The sequence below is a fragment of the Micromonospora sp. NPDC093243 genome, from assembly GCF_044753725.1.
Classification (GTDB): Bacteria; Actinomycetota; Actinomycetes; order Mycobacteriales; family Micromonosporaceae; genus Micromonospora.
The window spans coordinates 589,821-605,539 of the sequence record NZ_JBIVNT010000003.1 but is presented as its reverse complement, the minus strand read 5'-3'; the positions used below and the strand labels follow the sequence as shown (position 1 = coordinate 605,539).

The following is a 15,719-nucleotide window of genomic DNA, read 5'->3' as shown; positions in this document are numbered from 1 at the left end:
GTCCCACGCACGTGGGCTGCCGAGGCGCTACCGATCAGCCCGTCGCGGCGCCCACGCGGGCCAGCCGGTCGAGCAGGAAGACCTCGGTGCCGGCCAGGCCGGTGGAGCAGAAGAGCGAGATCTGGTCCGCGTCGGTCCGGCCGGGGACCGCCCCGGCGAGCACCGCGCCCAGGTCGTGCAGCCGTCCGGCGTACGCGGGCAGCGCGGCGAGCATCGGCGGGTGGTACGCGGCCGCCTGGGCCGGCGAGTCGGTGACCAGGAGAGCGGCGCTGTCCAGCAGGTCGAGCCCGAACTCGGCGCGGTCGCGCTGCTTGAAGCCGACCGCGTTGACGTGGGTGCCCGGGGCGAGGTGGGCGGCGTCGAGCACCGGCGCCTCGCTGGTGGTGGCGAGCACCACCACGTCGCGGTCGCGGACCGCCGCCTGGGCCGAGTCGACCGCCCGGGCCGGCACGTCCAGCTCGGCGCGGACCCGGGCGGCGAACGCCTCCCGGCGGGCGGCCGAGCGGCTGTGCACGGTCACCTCGCGCAGTGGGCGCACCGCGGCGGCTGCCCACACCTGCGTCCAGGCCTGCCGGCCGGAGCCGATCACGCCGAGCGTCGCCGCGTCGGGTCGGGCCAACGCGTCCACCGCCACGCCGCCCAGGCCGCCGGTGCGCCGCGAGCCCAGCTCCTCGCCGACCGCCACCGCCCGCACCGCGCCGGTGCGCCCGTCGTGCAGCACCACCACCTGCTCGGACTCCGGGTGGCCGAAGGTGTCGTACGAGCGGTAGCCGTACCACTCGCCGGTGAGGTGCCCGGCGGTCAGCACCATCCGGCCCCCACCCAGCGAGGCCGAGGCGCGCGGCGGGGCGACCAGCCGGCCCTCGTACGCGGCCAGCACGGCGGCGCGCATGGCGTCGACCGTGGTGGCGGCGTCCAGCGCGGCGGACACGTCGGAGTCGGTGAAGAGCACGGTCATGACCGCAATCCTGCAAGCTGAAGTCAGCTTCAGGTCAACGCGCGGTGGCTTGGTTCACTCCGCCCCGGCGTGTCGGGAGGGGTCCGCCCCGGTCCGGCCCGGCGGCGGCCACGCCCGGTGCTACCGTCGGCTGAGGTGGCCCGGTCGGCCACCCCGGACGAGCGGTGGGCGTACCCGGTCAGGTGAAGACGCCCCGACTGACGTACAGACCCGACTCGTCCCGGCCCCGGTGGTCCGGGCGCTCCCCGCAGAGGTGACGCGATGGCCTGGATCGTGCTGGTGATCTCCGGACTGCTCGAGACCGCGTGGGCGATCGCCCTGGACCGCAGCGCCGGGTTCAGCCGCCCCGTGCCGTCGGCGGTCTTCGCGGTGACGCTGGTGCTGAGCATGGCCGGCCTGTCGTACGCGCTGCGCGACATCCCGGTCGGCACCGGCTACGCGGTCTGGGTCGGCATCGGCGCGGTCGGCACCGCCGTGGTGGGCATGGTCGCGCTGCACGAGTCGACCAGCCTGCCGCGGATCGTCTGCCTGCTGCTGGTCATCGCCGGCGTGGCCGGCCTGAAGATCTTCCACTGAGCCGGCCGACGACCGGCAACCGCTCGGCCGCAGGGCCGGTATCGACCCGGATGCGTATCGGACGGCCGGAATGGGTAGTCAGGGCCGCGACCGACAAGGCTCTCACCTGGAGGACGTCATGACTGACATTCCCACCACCGCTCGGCCCCGCAGCAGCGCCGCCCGCGTCTGCACGATCCTGGCCTTCGTCTTCGCCGTCCTGGCGATCTTCATCGTCCCGGTGCTCTTCGGCCTGGTTGGCCTGGTCCTCGGCATCGTCGGCGCGGTGCTCGGCGACAAGCCGCTCGGCTGGTACGCCGCCGCAGCCAGCGTGGTCGGCGCGGTCCTCGGCATCGTGCTCTTCAACGCGATCATCAACTCCTGACCCCACCCCCATCCGGGCCCGCCGCACGCCGGCGGGCCCGATGCTGTCCGGGGTCAGCCCCGGTCGGCCACCAGCACCCGGTTGCCGTCCGGGTCGAGCACCGCCGCCATCCGCTCGCCCCACGGCTGCGCCGCCGGCTCAGCGACCACGGGCACGCCGGCCGCCCGCAGGCGGTCGACGGCGGCCGCGCAGTCGGCCACGTAGACCCAGAGCGTCACCCGGTCGTTGGTCAGCGTGCCCGGCTCGTCCTGCCGGCCGATGCCGAGCTGACCGGTGCCGAGGCTCAGCGCGACGTAGGCCGGCTCGCCCGACTCGGGAAAGCGGTAGGTCTCCGTGCCGCCCAGCAGGTCCCGGTAGAAGCGCAGCGCCGCCGGGAGGTCCCCGGTGGTGAGGATCGGGAAGATCTCCTCGGCCAGCGGCGCCACGTCAGTCATCGCCGCCACGGAGGCCGACCAGGACCTCCTCCAGCTCGTCCGGCTTGACCAGCACGTCGCGGGCCTTGGAGCCCTCGGACGGCCCGACCACGCCCCGGGTCTCCATCAGGTCCATCAGTCGGCCCGCCTTGGCGAAGCCCACCCGCAGCTTGCGCTGGAGCATCGAGGTCGAGCCGAACTGCGAGGTGACCACCAGCTCGACCGCCTGCACGAGCAGGTCGAGGTCGTCGCCGATGTCCTCGTCGATCTTCTTCTTGTTCTCCTGCGCCGGGGCCAGCACGTCCGGGCGGAACTCCGGCTCCCGCTGGTCCTTGCAGAACTTGACCACGTCGGCGATCTCGCGCTCGGTGACCCAGGCGCCCTGGATCCGGATCGGCTTCGAGGCGCCCATCGGCAGGAACAGCCCGTCACCGCGGCCCAGCAGCTTCTCCGCGCCGGGCTGGTCGAGGATGACCCGGGAGTCGGCCAGCGACGAGGTGGCGAAGGCCAGCCGGGACGGCACGTTGGCCTTGATCAGGCCGGTCACCACGTCGACCGAGGGGCGCTGGGTGGCGAGCACCAGGTGGATGCCGGCGGCCCGGGCCAGCTGGGTGATCCGGACCACCGAATCCTCGACGTCGCGCGGGGCGACCATCATCAGGTCGGCCAACTCGTCCACGATCACCAGCAGGTACGGGTACGGCCGCATCTCCCGCTCGCTGCCGGGCGGGGCCTTGATCTCGCCGTTGCGCACCTTGCGGTTGAAGTCGTCGATGTGCCGGACCCCGTTCGCGGCGAGGTCGTCGTAGCGCATGTCCATCTCGCGGACGACCCAGTCGAGCGAGTCGGCCGCCTTCTTCGCGTTGGTCACGATCGGGGTGACCAGGTGCGGGATGCCCTCGTAGCCGGTCATCTCGACCCGCTTCGGGTCGATCAGCAGCAGCCGCACCTCGTCCGGGGTGGCCCGGGTGAGGATCGACACAAGCAGCGTGTTGAGACAGGACGACTTGCCCGCGCCGGTCGCGCCGGCGATCAGGATATGCGGCATCTTGGCCAGGTTGGCGACCACGTAGCCGCCCTCGATGTCCTTGCCGAGCGCCACCACCATCGGGTGGTGGTCGCTGGTCGCCGTCCGGGACCGCAGGACGTCGCCGAGCGCCACATTCTCCGGGTCGGTGTTGGGGATCTCCACGCCGACCGCGCTCTTGCCCGGGATCGGGCTGAGGATCCGCACATCCGGCGACTTCACCGCGTACGCGATGTTGCGGGAGAGCTGGGTGATCCGCTCGACCTTGACGCCCGGACCCAGTTCGACCTCGTAGCGGGTGACCGTCGGGCCGCGGGTGAAGCCGGTCACCGCGGCGTCCACGTCGAACTGGTCGAAGACGCCGGTGAGCGCGGCGATGACCTCGTCGTTGGCCTTGCTCCGGGTCTTCGGCGCCGCTCCCCCGCTCAGCATGTTGGCCGGCGGCAGGGTGTAGTCGCCGGCGAGGCCGGTCAGCGCGAGCTGCTCGGCCCGGGTCGGTGGCGCGGGCGAGTGCTCCGGCGGCTCCACCGGCCGCCGGCTGGCCGGCACCTTGCCCGGCGCCTTGCGCGGCAGCACAAGGGTTTCCTGCAGGTCGGCGCCCTCGAGGTCGTCGTCGAAGTCGTCGGGGTCGAGCGGCGGCACCCGCTTCGCGGGCCGCTTGCGCGCCGGCTTGACCGGAGTCTCCTCGGCGTCCGGGGTGGACGGTGCGGCGACCAGCGTGCCGGCCAGCAGACCGAGCCGCTCCGGGATCTTGTTGATCGGCGTCGCGGTGACCACCAGCAGGCCGAAGAGCAGCAGCAGGATGAGCAGCGGCACGGCGACCCAGGCGGTCACCGCGCGCTCCAGCATGCTGCCGACCCCGGCGCCCACCAGGCCGCCGGCGAAGTCACGCTGACCGGGGTCGACCGGTTGCTGCCCGATGTGCAGCACGGCGGCGGTCGCGATCAGCATGGAGCCCCAGCCGACCAACCCGCGGCCACGGTGCTCGGGGTCGCCGGGCTGACGCATCAACCGCCAGGCTCCGATCATCAGCAGCACCGGCACCACGACGGAGATCGCGCCGAGGAAGAGCCGGACCGTGTCGGCCAGCTGCGCACCCACCGGACCGGCGCCGGAGAACCAGATCCCCACCGCGCTGAGCAGGGCCAGCCCGAAGAGCAGTAGCCCGGCGCCGTCGCGCCGGTGCTCCGGGTCGAGGTCGCGGGCCGAGGCCGCCTGCCGGCCGGCCGCCCGGAACGCCCAGCCGACGCCGTGCGCCAGCCCCATCCACAACGCACCGACCGCCCGTCCGACGTAGACGGCGGGGCCGGGGCGGGCGGGCCGGGTGCGGCGACGGACCGGGGCGCGGGTCTTCTTCGCCGGTTGACGGGCGCGAGTGTTCGTCGCACCGCGCGGCGACGCGCCGCGCCGCCGGCTCGCCTGAGAGGTACGGCCCGCCATAGCATCACCGTAACGGCGCGGCCCGGCAGAACGCCGCTTTTCCGGGTCGTGTCCGCGCGTCGCAGCACGGACTCCGCTGCAAGCCGTGATATCTGCCTCAGAAGGGATGCCCGATGGCGTCGCCGGGAATCGAGGACGGTCCGGACGACCCGCTGGCCGGGCACCCGCGGCGGCTGCGACCGCTGACCGGCGAGCTGATCGCCGCGGTGCTGCGCAATCGTGGGTACGTCGTCACGCCGGACTCCGACGGCGATCTGGTCGGCCGCTGGGAGGACAACCTGATCTGGTTCCTCCGGCTGGGCGCCGCCGGGGAACTGCTCCAGATCCGCACCATGGTCGCGCCGACCTTCCCGATCGAGCAGGTACCGGCGCTCTACGAGTTCTGCAACGGGTGGAACCACGACCAGCTCTGGCCGAAGGCGTTCGTGCACGTCGACGACGGCGGTCGGGCCCGGATCTGCGGCGAGGTGATCACCGACCTGGAGCGCGGGGTGACCCCGCACCAGCTCGACCAGTTGCTCGACTGCGGCATCACCGCCGGCTGCCAGCTCGCCGCCGGGGTCCGCCAGCTCCCCGGCGGGGTGGTGGCGTGACCGGGCCCGGCGAACGGCGGCCCGGCCGCCTGGGCGACCTCGCCGACCTGGTCGGGCGCAACCGTGGGCCGGCACCGCGCAACCGCGAGCTGACCGCCGCGCTCGCCGACGCCCGGGACCTGCCCGACGGCCCGGCCCGGCTGGTGGAGCTGGAGCGGATCGCCGCGCAGGCCGACGCGAGCGGCGACGACCGGTCCGCGGTGGACGCCCGGTTCGCGTTGATCGAGACGGCCCTGCTGCACGGCGAGCGGTGGCGGCTGGTCGAGCCGGTGCGGCGCTGCCTGGCCGTCCTCGACCGCCGGCCGGAGCTGTTCAGCGACATCGAGGCCGACCTGCTGCTGCGCCACCAGCGCTGCGCGGTCGAGGCGCTCCTGGGCACCCCACGCGTCGGGCTGGACCAGGTGCGGTCCGTGGACGACCTGGCCCGCCGGGTCGGCGCCGACGCCGAGGCGGTCGCGGAGCTGCGTAGCCGGATCGCCGACCACCTGGGTGACGAGCCGACCGCCCGCGACTGGTACGACCGCTGGGCCGCGGCCGAGCCCGGGCCGGCCGACGGCTGCCCCGGCTGCGCGCCGGCCCGCCGGGCGGAGCTGCTCGCCGGCTGGGGCGAGTGGTCCGCCGCGCTGGCCGAGCTACGGGAGGTGCTCGACGGCACGGTCGACTGCACCGACCAGCCCGAGCGGGCGCTGGTCGTGGCGCTGCTGCCCTGGCTGCGCACCGGGCAGCCGGAGCGCGCCGGCGCGGCGCACGTGCGGGCCTACCGGCGGCACCGCGGGGAGCGTGCCGCCTTCCCGCACCTCGCCGCGCACCTGCGGTTCTGTGCGATCGGTGGGCATCCGGGCCGCGGACTGGACATCCTCGCCGAGCAGCTGCCCCGGCTCGACCAGCCGCACGACGACCTTCCCGCGATGGAGTTCGCCGCGGCCGGCGCCCTGGTCTGCGCGCTCGCCGTCGAGGCGGGGCTGGGCGGGCGCACGGTGCACCGGCCGGCCTTCGGCGACCGACCGGCCACCGACCTCGACGTCGCGACGCTCGGTGCCGTGCTGCTCGGCATCGCCACCGAGCTGGCCGGCAGCTTCGACGCTCGCAACGGCACCGGGCACCAGTCCGGCCGGATGGCGGCCTGGCTGGCCGAGCGGCCGGTGGCCACGCCGGCGACGCTGCCCGCCGACACCGACCCGGCCGACGACGCCGCAGACGCGGCGCCGGACGACCCGGAGCCGCCCGAACTGGAACCGGCGCCGCTGACCCTGTCGATGATCACGGCCGCGCTGGACCGCCGGGGCGACCGGTACGCGGTGGACGACGGCGGCACGGTGGTCGGCCGGTGGGGCGCGGCGGTCATCCAGTTCCGGCAGGTCGGCGAGCGCGGCGAGATCCTGCACGCCCGGGCGCTCGCCACCCGCCGGCTGCCGGCGGGGCGGCGGATCGAGGCGTACGCGTTCTGCAACGCGTGGAACCACGACCGGCTGCTGCCCAAGGCCTACGTGCACGACCTCGGTGTCGAGCTGGCGTTGGCCGGCGACGTCAGCACCGACCTGGCGCACGGGGTGGCCCCGGCGCAGCTGACCGTCCTGCTGGACGCGGCGGTGAGCACCGGCGTCGCGTACGCGGACGCGGTCGCCGCCCTACCCTGACCCGCGAGCGGCCCCGACGGTTGCGGCCGGGGTTGTCACAGGCGGCGATCCGACAGCGACGCAACCCGGTCCCCGGCACGGGGGTGATGTCACCGTCACCCACACCGAACCGGGAGCCCACGATGATCCGTCCGTTCCGCGCCAGCGCCCTCGCCGCCGCCGCCACGCTGCTCGGCCTGACCGCCGTCGCCGCGCCCGCCGCCGCGCACGCCCCGGCGGCCCCCACCCCGTCGTCGTCCCCCACCTCCTCGCCGAGCGCCACCGCCCGGGCCGGCGGGCCGACCATCCTCGCCCGGGCGGACATCGTCTTCCTCAGCAAGGACCCGTGGCGGCCGTCCGGGCCGCTGGCGGTCACCGTCGTCAACGAGGGAGCCGCGGCGGCGAAGGGCTTCTTCGTGCTGCGCCTGCCGCCCTGGACGGAGCTGACCGGGCGTGGGGACTGCCGCCCCGCCGGCGCTTCCGGCCAGGACTGGACCTGCGGTGGCGCGCAGATCCCGCCCGGCGGCAGACGCGAGTACCGGTTGACGGTGACCTCGTCCACCCCCGAAGCGGTGTTCGGCGTGAGCGCGCACGGAACGGTCGCCGGCCGGGACGCGGCCGGCGCCACACAACGGCCCACCGAGTTCCGGGTCAACTGGCCGGACAGGATCGCGCTGCGGTTGCGGGCCAGCGCCGGCCCGGTCGTCAACGGGGAGACCACCGTGACGGCGCGGGTGACCAACGCCGGCACCTTCCGGCTCGGCGGGTACTCGCTGAACCTGATGACGCCGCAGGGCGTCCGGGTGATCGAGCCGGGCTGCTCGGACAGCGGCCGGATGAACGGCGCGGGCTGCGAGGTGCTGCGCGCCGGTGAGCTGGCCGCCGGCGCCACCGAGACGGTGCGGCTACGGCTGGCCGTCACCGGGGGCAGCAAGACCGTCCGGCTCTTCCTCGGCCCGGGCAACCGCTACACCAACCCGGACACCTCGGTCACCCTGCGCCTCGCCGGCGCCGGCGCCCCGGCCACCACCGCGCCGCCGGCCGGCGCCACGGGTACGCCCACCGCGGCCCCGGTCGGCCAGAGCACCGGGGAACTGCCCCGCACCGGGCCGGCCGGTCTGACGTACGCCCTGCTGGGCGCGGCGTTGCTGGCCCTCGGAGCCGGTCTGCTGCTGCTCCGGCGTCGCCTCGCCCGCGGCTGATCCGACGGCCGGCGGGCCGCCTAGAACAGACCCGGGTCGGCACCGACGTTCACGGGGACGTCGGAGCCGACCCGGGTCGACGTGGTTCGGCGCCGGTCAGACCTCGACCACGGTCGGAACGATCATCGGTCGCCGGCGGTACGCGTCGTTGACCCAGCGCCCCACCGTCCGGCGGACGATCTGCTGGAGCTGGTGCGGGTCGGTGATGCCGTCCGCGGCGGCCCGGTTGAGCGCCTCGGTGACCAGCGGGATCACCGGGTTGAACGCCTCCGGGTCCTCCGAGAAGCCCTTCGCGGAGAGCGTCGGGCCGGCCACCACCTTGCCGGTGACCGAGTCCACCACCACGGTGGTGGCGATGAAGCCGCCGTCACCGAGGATTCGCCGCTCGGTCAGCAGCGACTCGCTGACGTCGCCGACGGCGAGGCCGTCGACGTAGACGTACCGGCTCTTCACCCGCCCGACCAGGGCGGCGCGCCCCTCGACCAGGTCGACCACGTCGCCGTCCTCGCAGAGCACCACCCGGTCCGCGGCGACCCCGGACTCGATGCCGAGCCGGGCGTGGGCACGCAGGTGCCGCCACTCGCCGTGCACCGGCATGAGGTTGCTGGGCCGGACCACGTTGAGCAGGTAGAGCAGCTCACCGGCGGGCGCGTGACCGGAGACGTGCACCTTGGCGACGTCCTTGTGCACGACCACCGCGCCGGCCCGGGCCAGCCGGTTGATCACCCGGTAGACGGAGGTCTCGTTGCCGGGCACCAGCGAGCTGGCCAGCACCACCGTGTCGCCGGGGGCGATCGTGATGTGCCGGTGGTCGCCGCTGGCCATCCGGCCCAGGGCGCTCATCGGCTCACCCTGCGAGCCGGTGGACATCAGCACGATCTGCTCGGGCGGCAGCGTGGTCGCCTCCTCGATGCTGACCACCAGGCCGGCCGGGATGTTGAGCAGGCCGAGGTCGCGGGCGATGCCCATGTTGCGGACCATGGACCGGCCGATCAGCGCGACCTTGCGGCCGTGCTCGATGGCCGAGTCGAAGACCTGCTGCACACGGTGCACGTGCGAGGCGAACGAGGCGACGATGATCCGCCCCTTGGCCTTCGCGAAGATCGAGTCGAGCACCGGCCCGATCTCCCGCTCCGGGGTGACGAAGCCGGGGATCTCGGCGTTGGTGGAGTCCGACAGCAGCAGGTCCACACCCTCGGCGCCGAGCCGGGCGAAGCCGGCCAGGTCGGTGATCCGGCCGTCGAGCGGGAGCTGGTCCATCTTGAAGTCGCCGGTGTGCAGCACCAGGCCGGCCGGGGTGCGGATGGCCACCGCGAGCGCGTCCGGGATCGAGTGGTTGACCGCGAAGAACTCGCACTCGAACGGGCCGAGCCGCTCCCGGCCGCCCTCCCGCACGGTCAGCGTGTACGGCTGGATCCGCCGCTCGGCGAGCTTCGCCTCGACCAGGGCCAGGGTGAACTGCGAGCCGACCAGCGGGATGTCCGGCTTGTGGGCGAGCAGGTAGGGCACCGCGCCGATGTGGTCCTCATGGCCGTGGGTGAGCACGATCGCCTGGACGTCGGCGAGCCGGTCCAGGATCGGCCCGAAGTCGGGCAGGATCAGGTCCACGCCCGGCTGCTCGACGTCGGGGAAGAGCACCCCGCAGTCGACGATCAGCAACTTGCCGTCGTACTCGAAGACGGTCATGTTCCGACCGATGGCGCCGAGCCCGCCGAGCGGAATGATCCGCAGTCCGCCCTCCGGCAGCGGTGGGGGGAGTTCCGCCTCGATGTGCGCCTCGGTCACGCGTCCACCTCATTCTTGGACGCCGTCATCCGGCGTCCGTAGTGTCGTTCGGTCATTCAGGGAGCTCCAGACCCGCCGCCGCGCAGTCGGCGCGCAGCTGGGCGATCTCGTCGTCGGTGGCGTCCACCAGCGGGGGCCGCACCGGGCCCGCGGGCAGGCCGGCCGCCGCCAGGCCCGCCTTCACCAGGATGACGCCCTGGGTACGGAAGATGCCGGTGTACAGCGGCAGCAGCCGCCGGTGCAGGGCGAGCGCCGCGGCGTTCTCGCCCGCGTCGTACGCCTCGATCATCTGCTTGGTCAGCGCGCCGGTGAAGTGCGTGGAGGTGCCCACCACGCCGACCGTGCCGACGCCCAGCGCGGGCAGGGTGAGCGAGTCCTCGCCGCTGTAGAAGGCGAGGTTGGTGCGGCTGGTCACCCAGCTGGTCGCGGTGAGATCGCCCTTGGCGTCCTTCACCGCGACGATCCGCGCGTGCTCGGCGAGACGCACCATGGTCTCGGTGGCGATCGGCACGCCGGAGCGGTGCGGGATGTCGTAGAGCATCACCGGGAGGCCGGTGGCGTCCCCGACCGCGGTGAAGTGACGCAGCAGCCCGCTCTGTGGCGGCTTGTTGTAGTACGGCGTGACCACCAGCAGCCCGTGCGCGCCGGCCTTCTCGGCGGCGGCGGCCAGCTCGATGGTGTGCCGGGTGTCGTTGGTGCCGACCCCGGCCACCACCTTCGCCCGGTCGCCGACCGCCTCCGCCACCGCCCGGATCAGTCGTTCCTTCTCCGCGTCGGTGGTGGTCGGCGATTCGCCGGTGGTGCCGTTGACCACCAGCGCGTCGTTGCCCTGCTCGTCGACCAGGTGGTTCGCCAGCCGGGCGGCACCGTCAAGATCGAGCGAGCCGTCGGCGGTGAACGGGGTCACCATGGCCGTGAGCACCCGCCCGAAGGGACGGGACACCGCCCGGGCGGGGGTGTCAGGGTGGTCGTGCGTCATGCTTCCAACCTAGCGGACGAGCCTCGGCCGCCCGCCGGGGAAGGGCTCAGGAGAGCTCGGCGTGCGGGCTGGACGCCACCTCGGTGCCGTCCGGGAGGGTGGTGATCACGAAGTCGGCGAAGACGTTGGGGGCCGCCTTCTGCAGCTGGCGCAGGCACTCCACCGCCAACTCGCGGATCTCCACGTCGGCGTGCTCGGTGGCCCGCATGGCGACGAAGTGCCGCCAGGCCCGGTAGTTGCCGGTCACCACGATCCGGGTCTCGGTGGCGTTGGGCAGCACCGCCCGGGCCGCCTGCCGGGCCTGCTTGCGCCGCAGGGTCGGGTTCGGCTCGTCGGCGAAGCGCTGCTCCAAGCCCTCCAGCAGCTCGGTGTACGCCCGGACGCTCGCCTCGGCGGCCTCGACGAACTTCTTGTGCAGCTCCGGGTCCTCGGCGATCACCGCGGGCTCGACCATGGCCGCGTCCCGCTCCGGGACGTACCGCTGGGAGAGCTGGGAGTACGAGAAGTGCCGGTGCCGGATCAGCTCGTGGGTGAAGGAGCGGGAGACCCCGGTGAAGTAGAAGGTCACCGAGCCGTGCTCCAGCACCGAGAGGTGGCCGACCTCCAGGATGTGCGCCAGGTAGCCGGCGTTGGTGGCGGTGGCCGGGTTCGGCTTCTTCCAGCTCTGGTAGCAGGCCCGCCCGGCAAACTCGGCGAGCGCCTGGCCGCCGTCGGCGTCGGTCGACCACGGCACCTCGTCCGGCGCCTCGAAGTGGGTCCACGCGACGAGCTTCACCTGGGGCTGCACCATCTCCGGCATGCCTGGGACTGTAGTGGTGGCGGCGGCACGGCCCAAGTCCGGCTCGCCCCGATGCAACGTCAGTCACCCCACCGGCCGCCCGACGCCCCGCCGAAGGCCCGCTCGACACCGGTCACGTCATCATGCGGCGCTGTCGAACTGCTCCATATGTGAACCAGCAGGGTGGTCGCCAGCCGTGCGCCGCTGGCCCCGAACAGATGCCCACCGTCCGGCAACGAGGACGCGCACCCCCGGGTGTTCATATCTGGAGCAGGTCGACAGCTTCGGAACACCGGGACAGCCCAGGCCCGGCGGCCTCGGCAGGCGGAGCCGGGGCCGGGTCAGCCGGGGCGGTCAGACGTAGAGCGAGGTGAAGGGGGCCCAGGGCAGGTTGCGCAGCACCGAGAAGGCGAGCCAGGCGGCCAGGAACCCACCGATCACCTTGCTGCTGATCCCCAGTTGCGGCAGCCGCCAGCCGAACGCCTGCCGGCCGGCCCAGGCCACGAAGAGGTAGGCCAGGAAGGGCAGCGCGAAGACGAAGAGGAAGTGGTGCCGGGCGGCGGCCGGCAGGTCGGCGTGCAGCACGTACCAGAGCGCGCGGGTGCCGCCGCAGCCCGGGCAGTCCAGCCCGGTGGTGAGCTTCAGCAGGCAGGTCGGTGCCGCGTCGGGAGACGAGTGGGTCGGGTCGCTGATCAGCGCGTAGCCGATGCCGGCGGCGACACAGCCGACCGCGGCCAGCGGCACCGCCCAGCGCGGCGAGCGGTCGTGCAGCCGGACCACGAACCGGGTGAGCCGGTCGGGCTCCGGCATCGGGTAGGGCGCCGGATAGGGCGGAACCTGCCCGGCCGGCCACGGCTGAGGCGGGGCGTCCAGCGCGCCCGTCGGTGGCTGAGGCGGGCCGGCGCCGTCAACGCTCGTCACGGGGTCACCGTACACCGGCGACGCCCACCAGCGCGGCGGCCAGCGGGCCGGCCAGGTCACCGCCGGTGGGCGGGGCCACCGCGTCGAGACCGAGCCAGCCGGCGAGCCGGTAGAGCTCGGCGGCGAGGGCGACGGCCGTCTCGCCCGGGTCGGCGCCGGGCTCGACCCAGGCGGCCGGCACCAGCAGCACCCGGGACTTCCGGTCGGCCTTGAGGTCGACCCGGGCGGTGAACCGGTCCCCCTGCAGGAAGGGCAGCACGTAGTAGCCGTAGACCCGCTGCGGGGCCGGCACGTAGATCTCGATCCGGTAGCTGAAGTCGAAGAGCCGCTCGGTGCGGGCCCGCTCCCAGATCAGCGGGTCGAAGGGGCTGACCAGGGTATTGCCGCGGATCCACCGGGGCAGCCGGGCCTGGGCGTGCAGCCACGCCGGCTGCCGCCAGCCGGGCACCGTGACCGGCAGCAGCTCGCCGGCCTCGGCCAGCTCGGCGATCGCCTGCCGGGCCCCGAGCAGCGGCAGCCGAAAGTAGTCGCGCAGCTCCGGCTCGGCGGCCACCCCGAGCGACCGGGCGGCGAGGGCGACCAGGGCCCGGTAGGCCTCGGCGTCGGTCGGGGTGGGCGCGTCCAGCGCCGCCGCCGGCAGCACCCGCTCGGGCAGGTCGTAGCGGCGCGCGAAGGAGCTGGTGCGCTCGGCCGCGGTGACCTCGCCGGCCCAGAACAGGTATTCCAGCGCCCGCTTCACCGCCGACCAGTTCCAGCCCCAGTTGCCGGTCTCCCGGGGTGCGTCGTGCTCGATCTCCGCGGCGGTCAACGGCCCCCGGGCGGCCACCTCGTCGCGCACCCAGGCGACCAGCTCGGGCTGCTCCTCGGCGATGCGCTGCATGCCGCCCCAGGACGCGCTGCGCGCCCGGGCCATCCGCCAGCGCAGCGCCGCGTGCAGCGCGACCGGGACCAGGGACGCCTCGTGCCCCCAGTATTCGAAGAGCTCCCGGGGGCGGCGGTAGGCGGCGGTGTCGAGCAGCTCGGTCGGGTAGGGCCCGAGCCGGCTGTAGAGCGGCAGGTAGTGGGCGCGTTGCAGGACGTTGACCGAATCCATCTGGATCAGCCCGACCCGGTCGAGCACCCGGCGCAGGTGCCGGCGGGTCGACACGCCGGTGGGCGGCGGGTCGGCGAAGCCCTGGGCGGCGAGCGCCACCCGCCGGGCCTGGGCGAGCGAGAGTGATTCCGGTGCGGTCATCGTCGGCGACCTTAATTCATGGGTACGACGCCGTAGCGCGATACTGGACCTACCGCCCCGTGAGGCATAGAACGGTGCAATGCTCACCATCCGCTCCGAGGAGCCGGACGACGCCGAGGCGGTCGCCCGGGTGCACGTGCACGGCTGGCAGGCCGGCTACGCCGGCATCATGCCGGACGAGGTGCTGCGGCGGCTGAACGTGGCGGCCTGGGCGCAGCGTCGCCGCGACATCGGCACGGCCGATCCGGAGCACCCGTTCACCACGCTGCTGGCCGAGGCGGACGGCGGGGACGTCGTCGGCTTCACCTCGTTCGGCCCGTACCGGGTCAACCAGGACCGGGCCGAACTCGACCCGGGCTGCGGCGAGGTGCTCGCCCTCTTCGTCGAGCCGGCGCACTGGGGGGACGGCACCGCCCGGACGCTGCTGGCCGCGGCGCGGGACGGGCTGGCGGCCCGGGGATGGTCGGCCTACCGACTCTGGGTGCTGGCGGAGAACCACCGGGCCCGCCGGTTCTGTGAGCGGGCCGGCCTGTCACCGGACGGTGAGCGGTCGACCTATCCGGTGCCGCTGGCCGGCGGGCGCCCGCCCGTCGGCCTGGTCGAGCTGCGGTACGCCGGACGCCTCGGCGGCTGACCCGTCCCGCGCGACCCAGCGGCGGACCGGCAGGAACGCCACCACGGCAAGGCTGATCCAGACGTAGGTGTTGCTGCCCAGGAACCCGTCGACCCCGGTGAAGTCCTTCTCCCACGCCCAGACGATCCGGCTGCACAGCAACCCGTACCCGACGATGGCGGCGACCAGCAGCAGGCGGCGCCGACGGCCGCCGGCGGACGCCCGCACGGCGTGCTCCACCAGCAGGATCAGCGCCGGCAGCAGCCAGACCAGGTGGTGCACCCAGGTCACCGGGCTGACCAGGCACATCACCGCGCCGGTGAGGGCGAGCCCGGTCGCCTCGTCGCCGGCCGCGGCGGCGAGGCGGGAGCGCCAGGCCCAGAGCGCCAGCGTGCCGAGCACCAGTACCAACCAGGCCAGCGTGCTCGGGTGCTCCGGGTCGAGCCGGGCGACCACGCCGCGCAGCGACTGGTTGGAGACGAACGCCAACTCGCCCACCCGGCCGGTGTTCCAGAGCGCCTCGGTCCAGAACTCGCGGGAGGCGTCCGGGAAGAGCGCGGCGGCGAGCAGGCTCGCGCCGGCCGTGGTGGCCATCGCGGTGAGCGCGGCCCGCCAGCGTCGGGTGACCAGCAGGTAGACGATGAAGATGCCCGGGGTCAGCTTGATCGCGGTGGCCAGCCCGATGCCGATGCCGGCCCAGCGGTTGCCGGCCGGCAGCAGCCGCAGCAGGTCGACCGCGACCAGGAAGAGCAGCAGCATGTTGACCTGGCCGAAGTTGACCGTCTCGCGCATCGGCTCGAAGGCGGCGGCGAGACAGAGCGCCACGGCGAGGGTGAACCAGGGGGTCCAGCCGGCCCGGCGGACGATCGGGTCGAGCAGCCACCAGAGGAGCATCGCGGTCACCACCACGGTGGCGGTCACGCTGACCACGATCGCCGCCACCCACGGCAGGTACGCCATCGGCAACATCACCAGGGCCGCGAACGGCGGGTAGGTGAAGCCGTACTGCGTGAACGGACGCAGGTAGTCGTAGATCTCCCCGCCGTCGTGCACCCACCAGGTCAGCGCGCCGTAGTAGACCTGAAGGTCGAAGAAGCCGTGCCGGACGGCGGCGACGGACAGGAACGCGGCCACCGCCACGGCGAGCAGGAGCACGCCCACGACCTGCCCGGTCGTCCTTCTGGCACCCTGCGCCACCGTCGCCTCCCTCGCCCTGCGTA

Annotated in this window: 15 protein-coding genes and 1 riboswitch; of the genes, 6 read left to right on the top strand and 9 right to left on the bottom strand. The window is 73.9% G+C overall.

The features are described from left to right. Window positions 1-34 precede the first annotated feature (34 nt). Window positions 35-958, bottom strand: coding sequence for an ornithine cyclodeaminase family protein (locus ACIP9D_RS12425; protein WP_350869838.1), 924 nt, complete (start codon window positions 956-958; stop codon window positions 35-37). Between the two features lie 131 nt (window positions 959-1,089). After that, window positions 1,090-1,156: riboswitch (guanidine-III (ykkC-III) riboswitch) on the top strand. A gap of 63 nt (window positions 1,157-1,219) precedes the next feature. On the opposite strand from ACIP9D_RS12425, the gene ACIP9D_RS12420 reads away from it, so the two are divergent. Further along, on the top strand, window positions 1,220-1,534 hold the full coding sequence (locus ACIP9D_RS12420; RefSeq protein ID WP_350869835.1) for an SMR family transporter: 315 nt from the start codon (window positions 1,220-1,222) through the stop codon (window positions 1,532-1,534). A 118-nt stretch (window positions 1,535-1,652) separates the two neighbouring features. Beyond that, the gene (locus ACIP9D_RS12415; RefSeq protein WP_350869833.1) at window positions 1,653-1,898 is read left to right on the top strand and encodes a hypothetical protein; all 246 of its coding nucleotides are present in this window, start codon (window positions 1,653-1,655) and stop codon (window positions 1,896-1,898) included. 53 nt (window positions 1,899-1,951) lie between these two features. Here the strand turns inward: ACIP9D_RS12415 and ACIP9D_RS12410 are convergent, their stop codons facing one another. Next, window positions 1,952-2,332, bottom strand: a complete 381-nt coding sequence (locus ACIP9D_RS12410; RefSeq protein ID WP_350869831.1) for a VOC family protein — start codon at window positions 2,330-2,332, stop codon at window positions 1,952-1,954. After that, a complete protein-coding gene (locus ACIP9D_RS12405; protein WP_350869829.1) occupies window positions 2,325-4,778 on the bottom strand; it encodes a DNA translocase FtsK in 2,454 nt (817 codons plus the stop codon). The genes ACIP9D_RS12410 and ACIP9D_RS12405 overlap by 8 nt, the downstream gene beginning before the upstream one ends. 113 nt (window positions 4,779-4,891) lie before the next feature. Here ACIP9D_RS12405 and ACIP9D_RS12400 point away from each other — a divergent pair, with 113 nt between their 5' ends. The 3 genes from ACIP9D_RS12400 to ACIP9D_RS12390 all read left to right on the top strand — a co-directional run bounded on the left by ACIP9D_RS12400 (window position 4,892) and on the right by ACIP9D_RS12390 (window position 8,189). Continuing rightward, window positions 4,892-5,371 (top strand): YbjN domain-containing protein, encoded by a 480-nt coding sequence (locus ACIP9D_RS12400; protein ID WP_350869827.1) that lies wholly within the window; start codon window positions 4,892-4,894, stop codon window positions 5,369-5,371. Continuing rightward, complete coding sequence (locus ACIP9D_RS12395) at window positions 5,368-7,008, top strand: YbjN domain-containing protein (protein WP_400449802.1); 1,641 nt, start codon at window positions 5,368-5,370, stop codon at window positions 7,006-7,008. Before ACIP9D_RS12400 ends, ACIP9D_RS12395 begins: the two co-directional genes overlap by 4 nt. Window positions 7,009-7,130: 122 nt before the next feature. Beyond that, window positions 7,131-8,189, top strand: a complete 1,059-nt coding sequence (locus ACIP9D_RS12390) for an LPXTG cell wall anchor domain-containing protein (RefSeq protein WP_350869825.1) — start codon at window positions 7,131-7,133, stop codon at window positions 8,187-8,189. A 96-nt stretch (window positions 8,190-8,285) separates the two neighbouring features. Here ACIP9D_RS12390 and ACIP9D_RS12385 read toward each other — a convergent pair whose 3' ends face one another. The 5 genes from ACIP9D_RS12385 to ACIP9D_RS12365 form a co-directional block, all read right to left on the bottom strand. Then, complete coding sequence (locus ACIP9D_RS12385; RefSeq protein ID WP_350869823.1) at window positions 8,286-9,974, bottom strand: ribonuclease J; 1,689 nt, start codon at window positions 9,972-9,974, stop codon at window positions 8,286-8,288. Between the two features lie 52 nt (window positions 9,975-10,026). Beyond that, the gene (gene dapA, locus ACIP9D_RS12380) at window positions 10,027-10,953 is read right to left on the bottom strand and encodes a 4-hydroxy-tetrahydrodipicolinate synthase (RefSeq protein ID WP_350869821.1); all 927 of its coding nucleotides are present in this window, start codon (window positions 10,951-10,953) and stop codon (window positions 10,027-10,029) included. Between the two features lie 46 nt (window positions 10,954-10,999). Next, entirely contained in the window at window positions 11,000-11,743 is a 744-nt protein-coding gene (thyX, locus tag ACIP9D_RS12375) for an FAD-dependent thymidylate synthase (RefSeq protein ID WP_350869975.1), read from the bottom strand. Window positions 11,744-12,085: 342 nt separating this feature from the next. After that, window positions 12,086-12,667, bottom strand: a complete 582-nt coding sequence (locus ACIP9D_RS12370) for a DUF2752 domain-containing protein (RefSeq protein WP_400449800.1) — start codon at window positions 12,665-12,667, stop codon at window positions 12,086-12,088. Next, entirely contained in the window at window positions 12,657-13,886 is a 1,230-nt protein-coding gene (locus ACIP9D_RS12365; RefSeq protein WP_350869819.1) for a DNA glycosylase AlkZ-like family protein, read from the bottom strand. Before ACIP9D_RS12365 ends, ACIP9D_RS12370 begins: the two co-directional genes overlap by 11 nt. A gap of 79 nt (window positions 13,887-13,965) precedes the next feature. Here ACIP9D_RS12365 and ACIP9D_RS12360 point away from each other — a divergent pair, with 79 nt between their 5' ends. Further along, on the top strand, window positions 13,966-14,520 hold the full coding sequence (locus tag ACIP9D_RS12360) for a GNAT family N-acetyltransferase (RefSeq protein WP_350869817.1): 555 nt from the start codon (window positions 13,966-13,968) through the stop codon (window positions 14,518-14,520). Here ACIP9D_RS12360 and ACIP9D_RS12355 read toward each other — a convergent pair. Then, window positions 14,419-15,696 carry a glycosyltransferase family 87 protein gene (locus ACIP9D_RS12355; RefSeq protein ID WP_350869816.1) on the bottom strand — a complete coding sequence of 426 codons (1,278 nt, stop codon included), beginning with the start codon at window positions 15,694-15,696 and terminating at the stop codon, window positions 14,419-14,421. The genes ACIP9D_RS12360 and ACIP9D_RS12355 overlap by 102 nt on opposite strands. Window positions 15,697-15,719: the final 23 nt, after the last annotated feature.

Coding starts and splice junctions, on each gene's coding strand:
- ACIP9D_RS12425 (WP_350869838.1), bottom strand. CDS start 958: ATGACCGTGCTCTTCACCGACTCCGACGTGTCCGCCGCGCTGGACGCC.
- ACIP9D_RS12420 (WP_350869835.1), top strand. CDS start 1,220: ATGGCCTGGATCGTGCTGGTGATCTCCGGACTGCTCGAGACCGCGTGG.
- ACIP9D_RS12415 (WP_350869833.1), top strand. CDS start 1,653: ATGACTGACATTCCCACCACCGCTCGGCCCCGCAGCAGCGCCGCCCGC.
- ACIP9D_RS12410 (WP_350869831.1), bottom strand. CDS start 2,332: ATGACTGACGTGGCGCCGCTGGCCGAGGAGATCTTCCCGATCCTCACC.
- ACIP9D_RS12405 (WP_350869829.1), bottom strand. CDS start 4,778: ATGGCGGGCCGTACCTCTCAGGCGAGCCGGCGGCGCGGCGCGTCGCCG.
- ACIP9D_RS12400 (WP_350869827.1), top strand. CDS start 4,892: ATGGCGTCGCCGGGAATCGAGGACGGTCCGGACGACCCGCTGGCCGGG.
- ACIP9D_RS12390 (WP_350869825.1), top strand. CDS start 7,131: ATGATCCGTCCGTTCCGCGCCAGCGCCCTCGCCGCCGCCGCCACGCTG.
- dapA (WP_350869821.1), bottom strand. CDS start 10,953: ATGACGCACGACCACCCTGACACCCCCGCCCGGGCGGTGTCCCGTCCC.
- thyX (WP_350869975.1), bottom strand. CDS start 11,743: ATGGTGCAGCCCCAGGTGAAGCTCGTCGCGTGGACCCACTTCGAGGCG.
- ACIP9D_RS12365 (WP_350869819.1), bottom strand. CDS start 13,886: ATGACCGCACCGGAATCACTCTCGCTCGCCCAGGCCCGGCGGGTGGCG.
- ACIP9D_RS12360 (WP_350869817.1), top strand. CDS start 13,966: ATGCTCACCATCCGCTCCGAGGAGCCGGACGACGCCGAGGCGGTCGCC.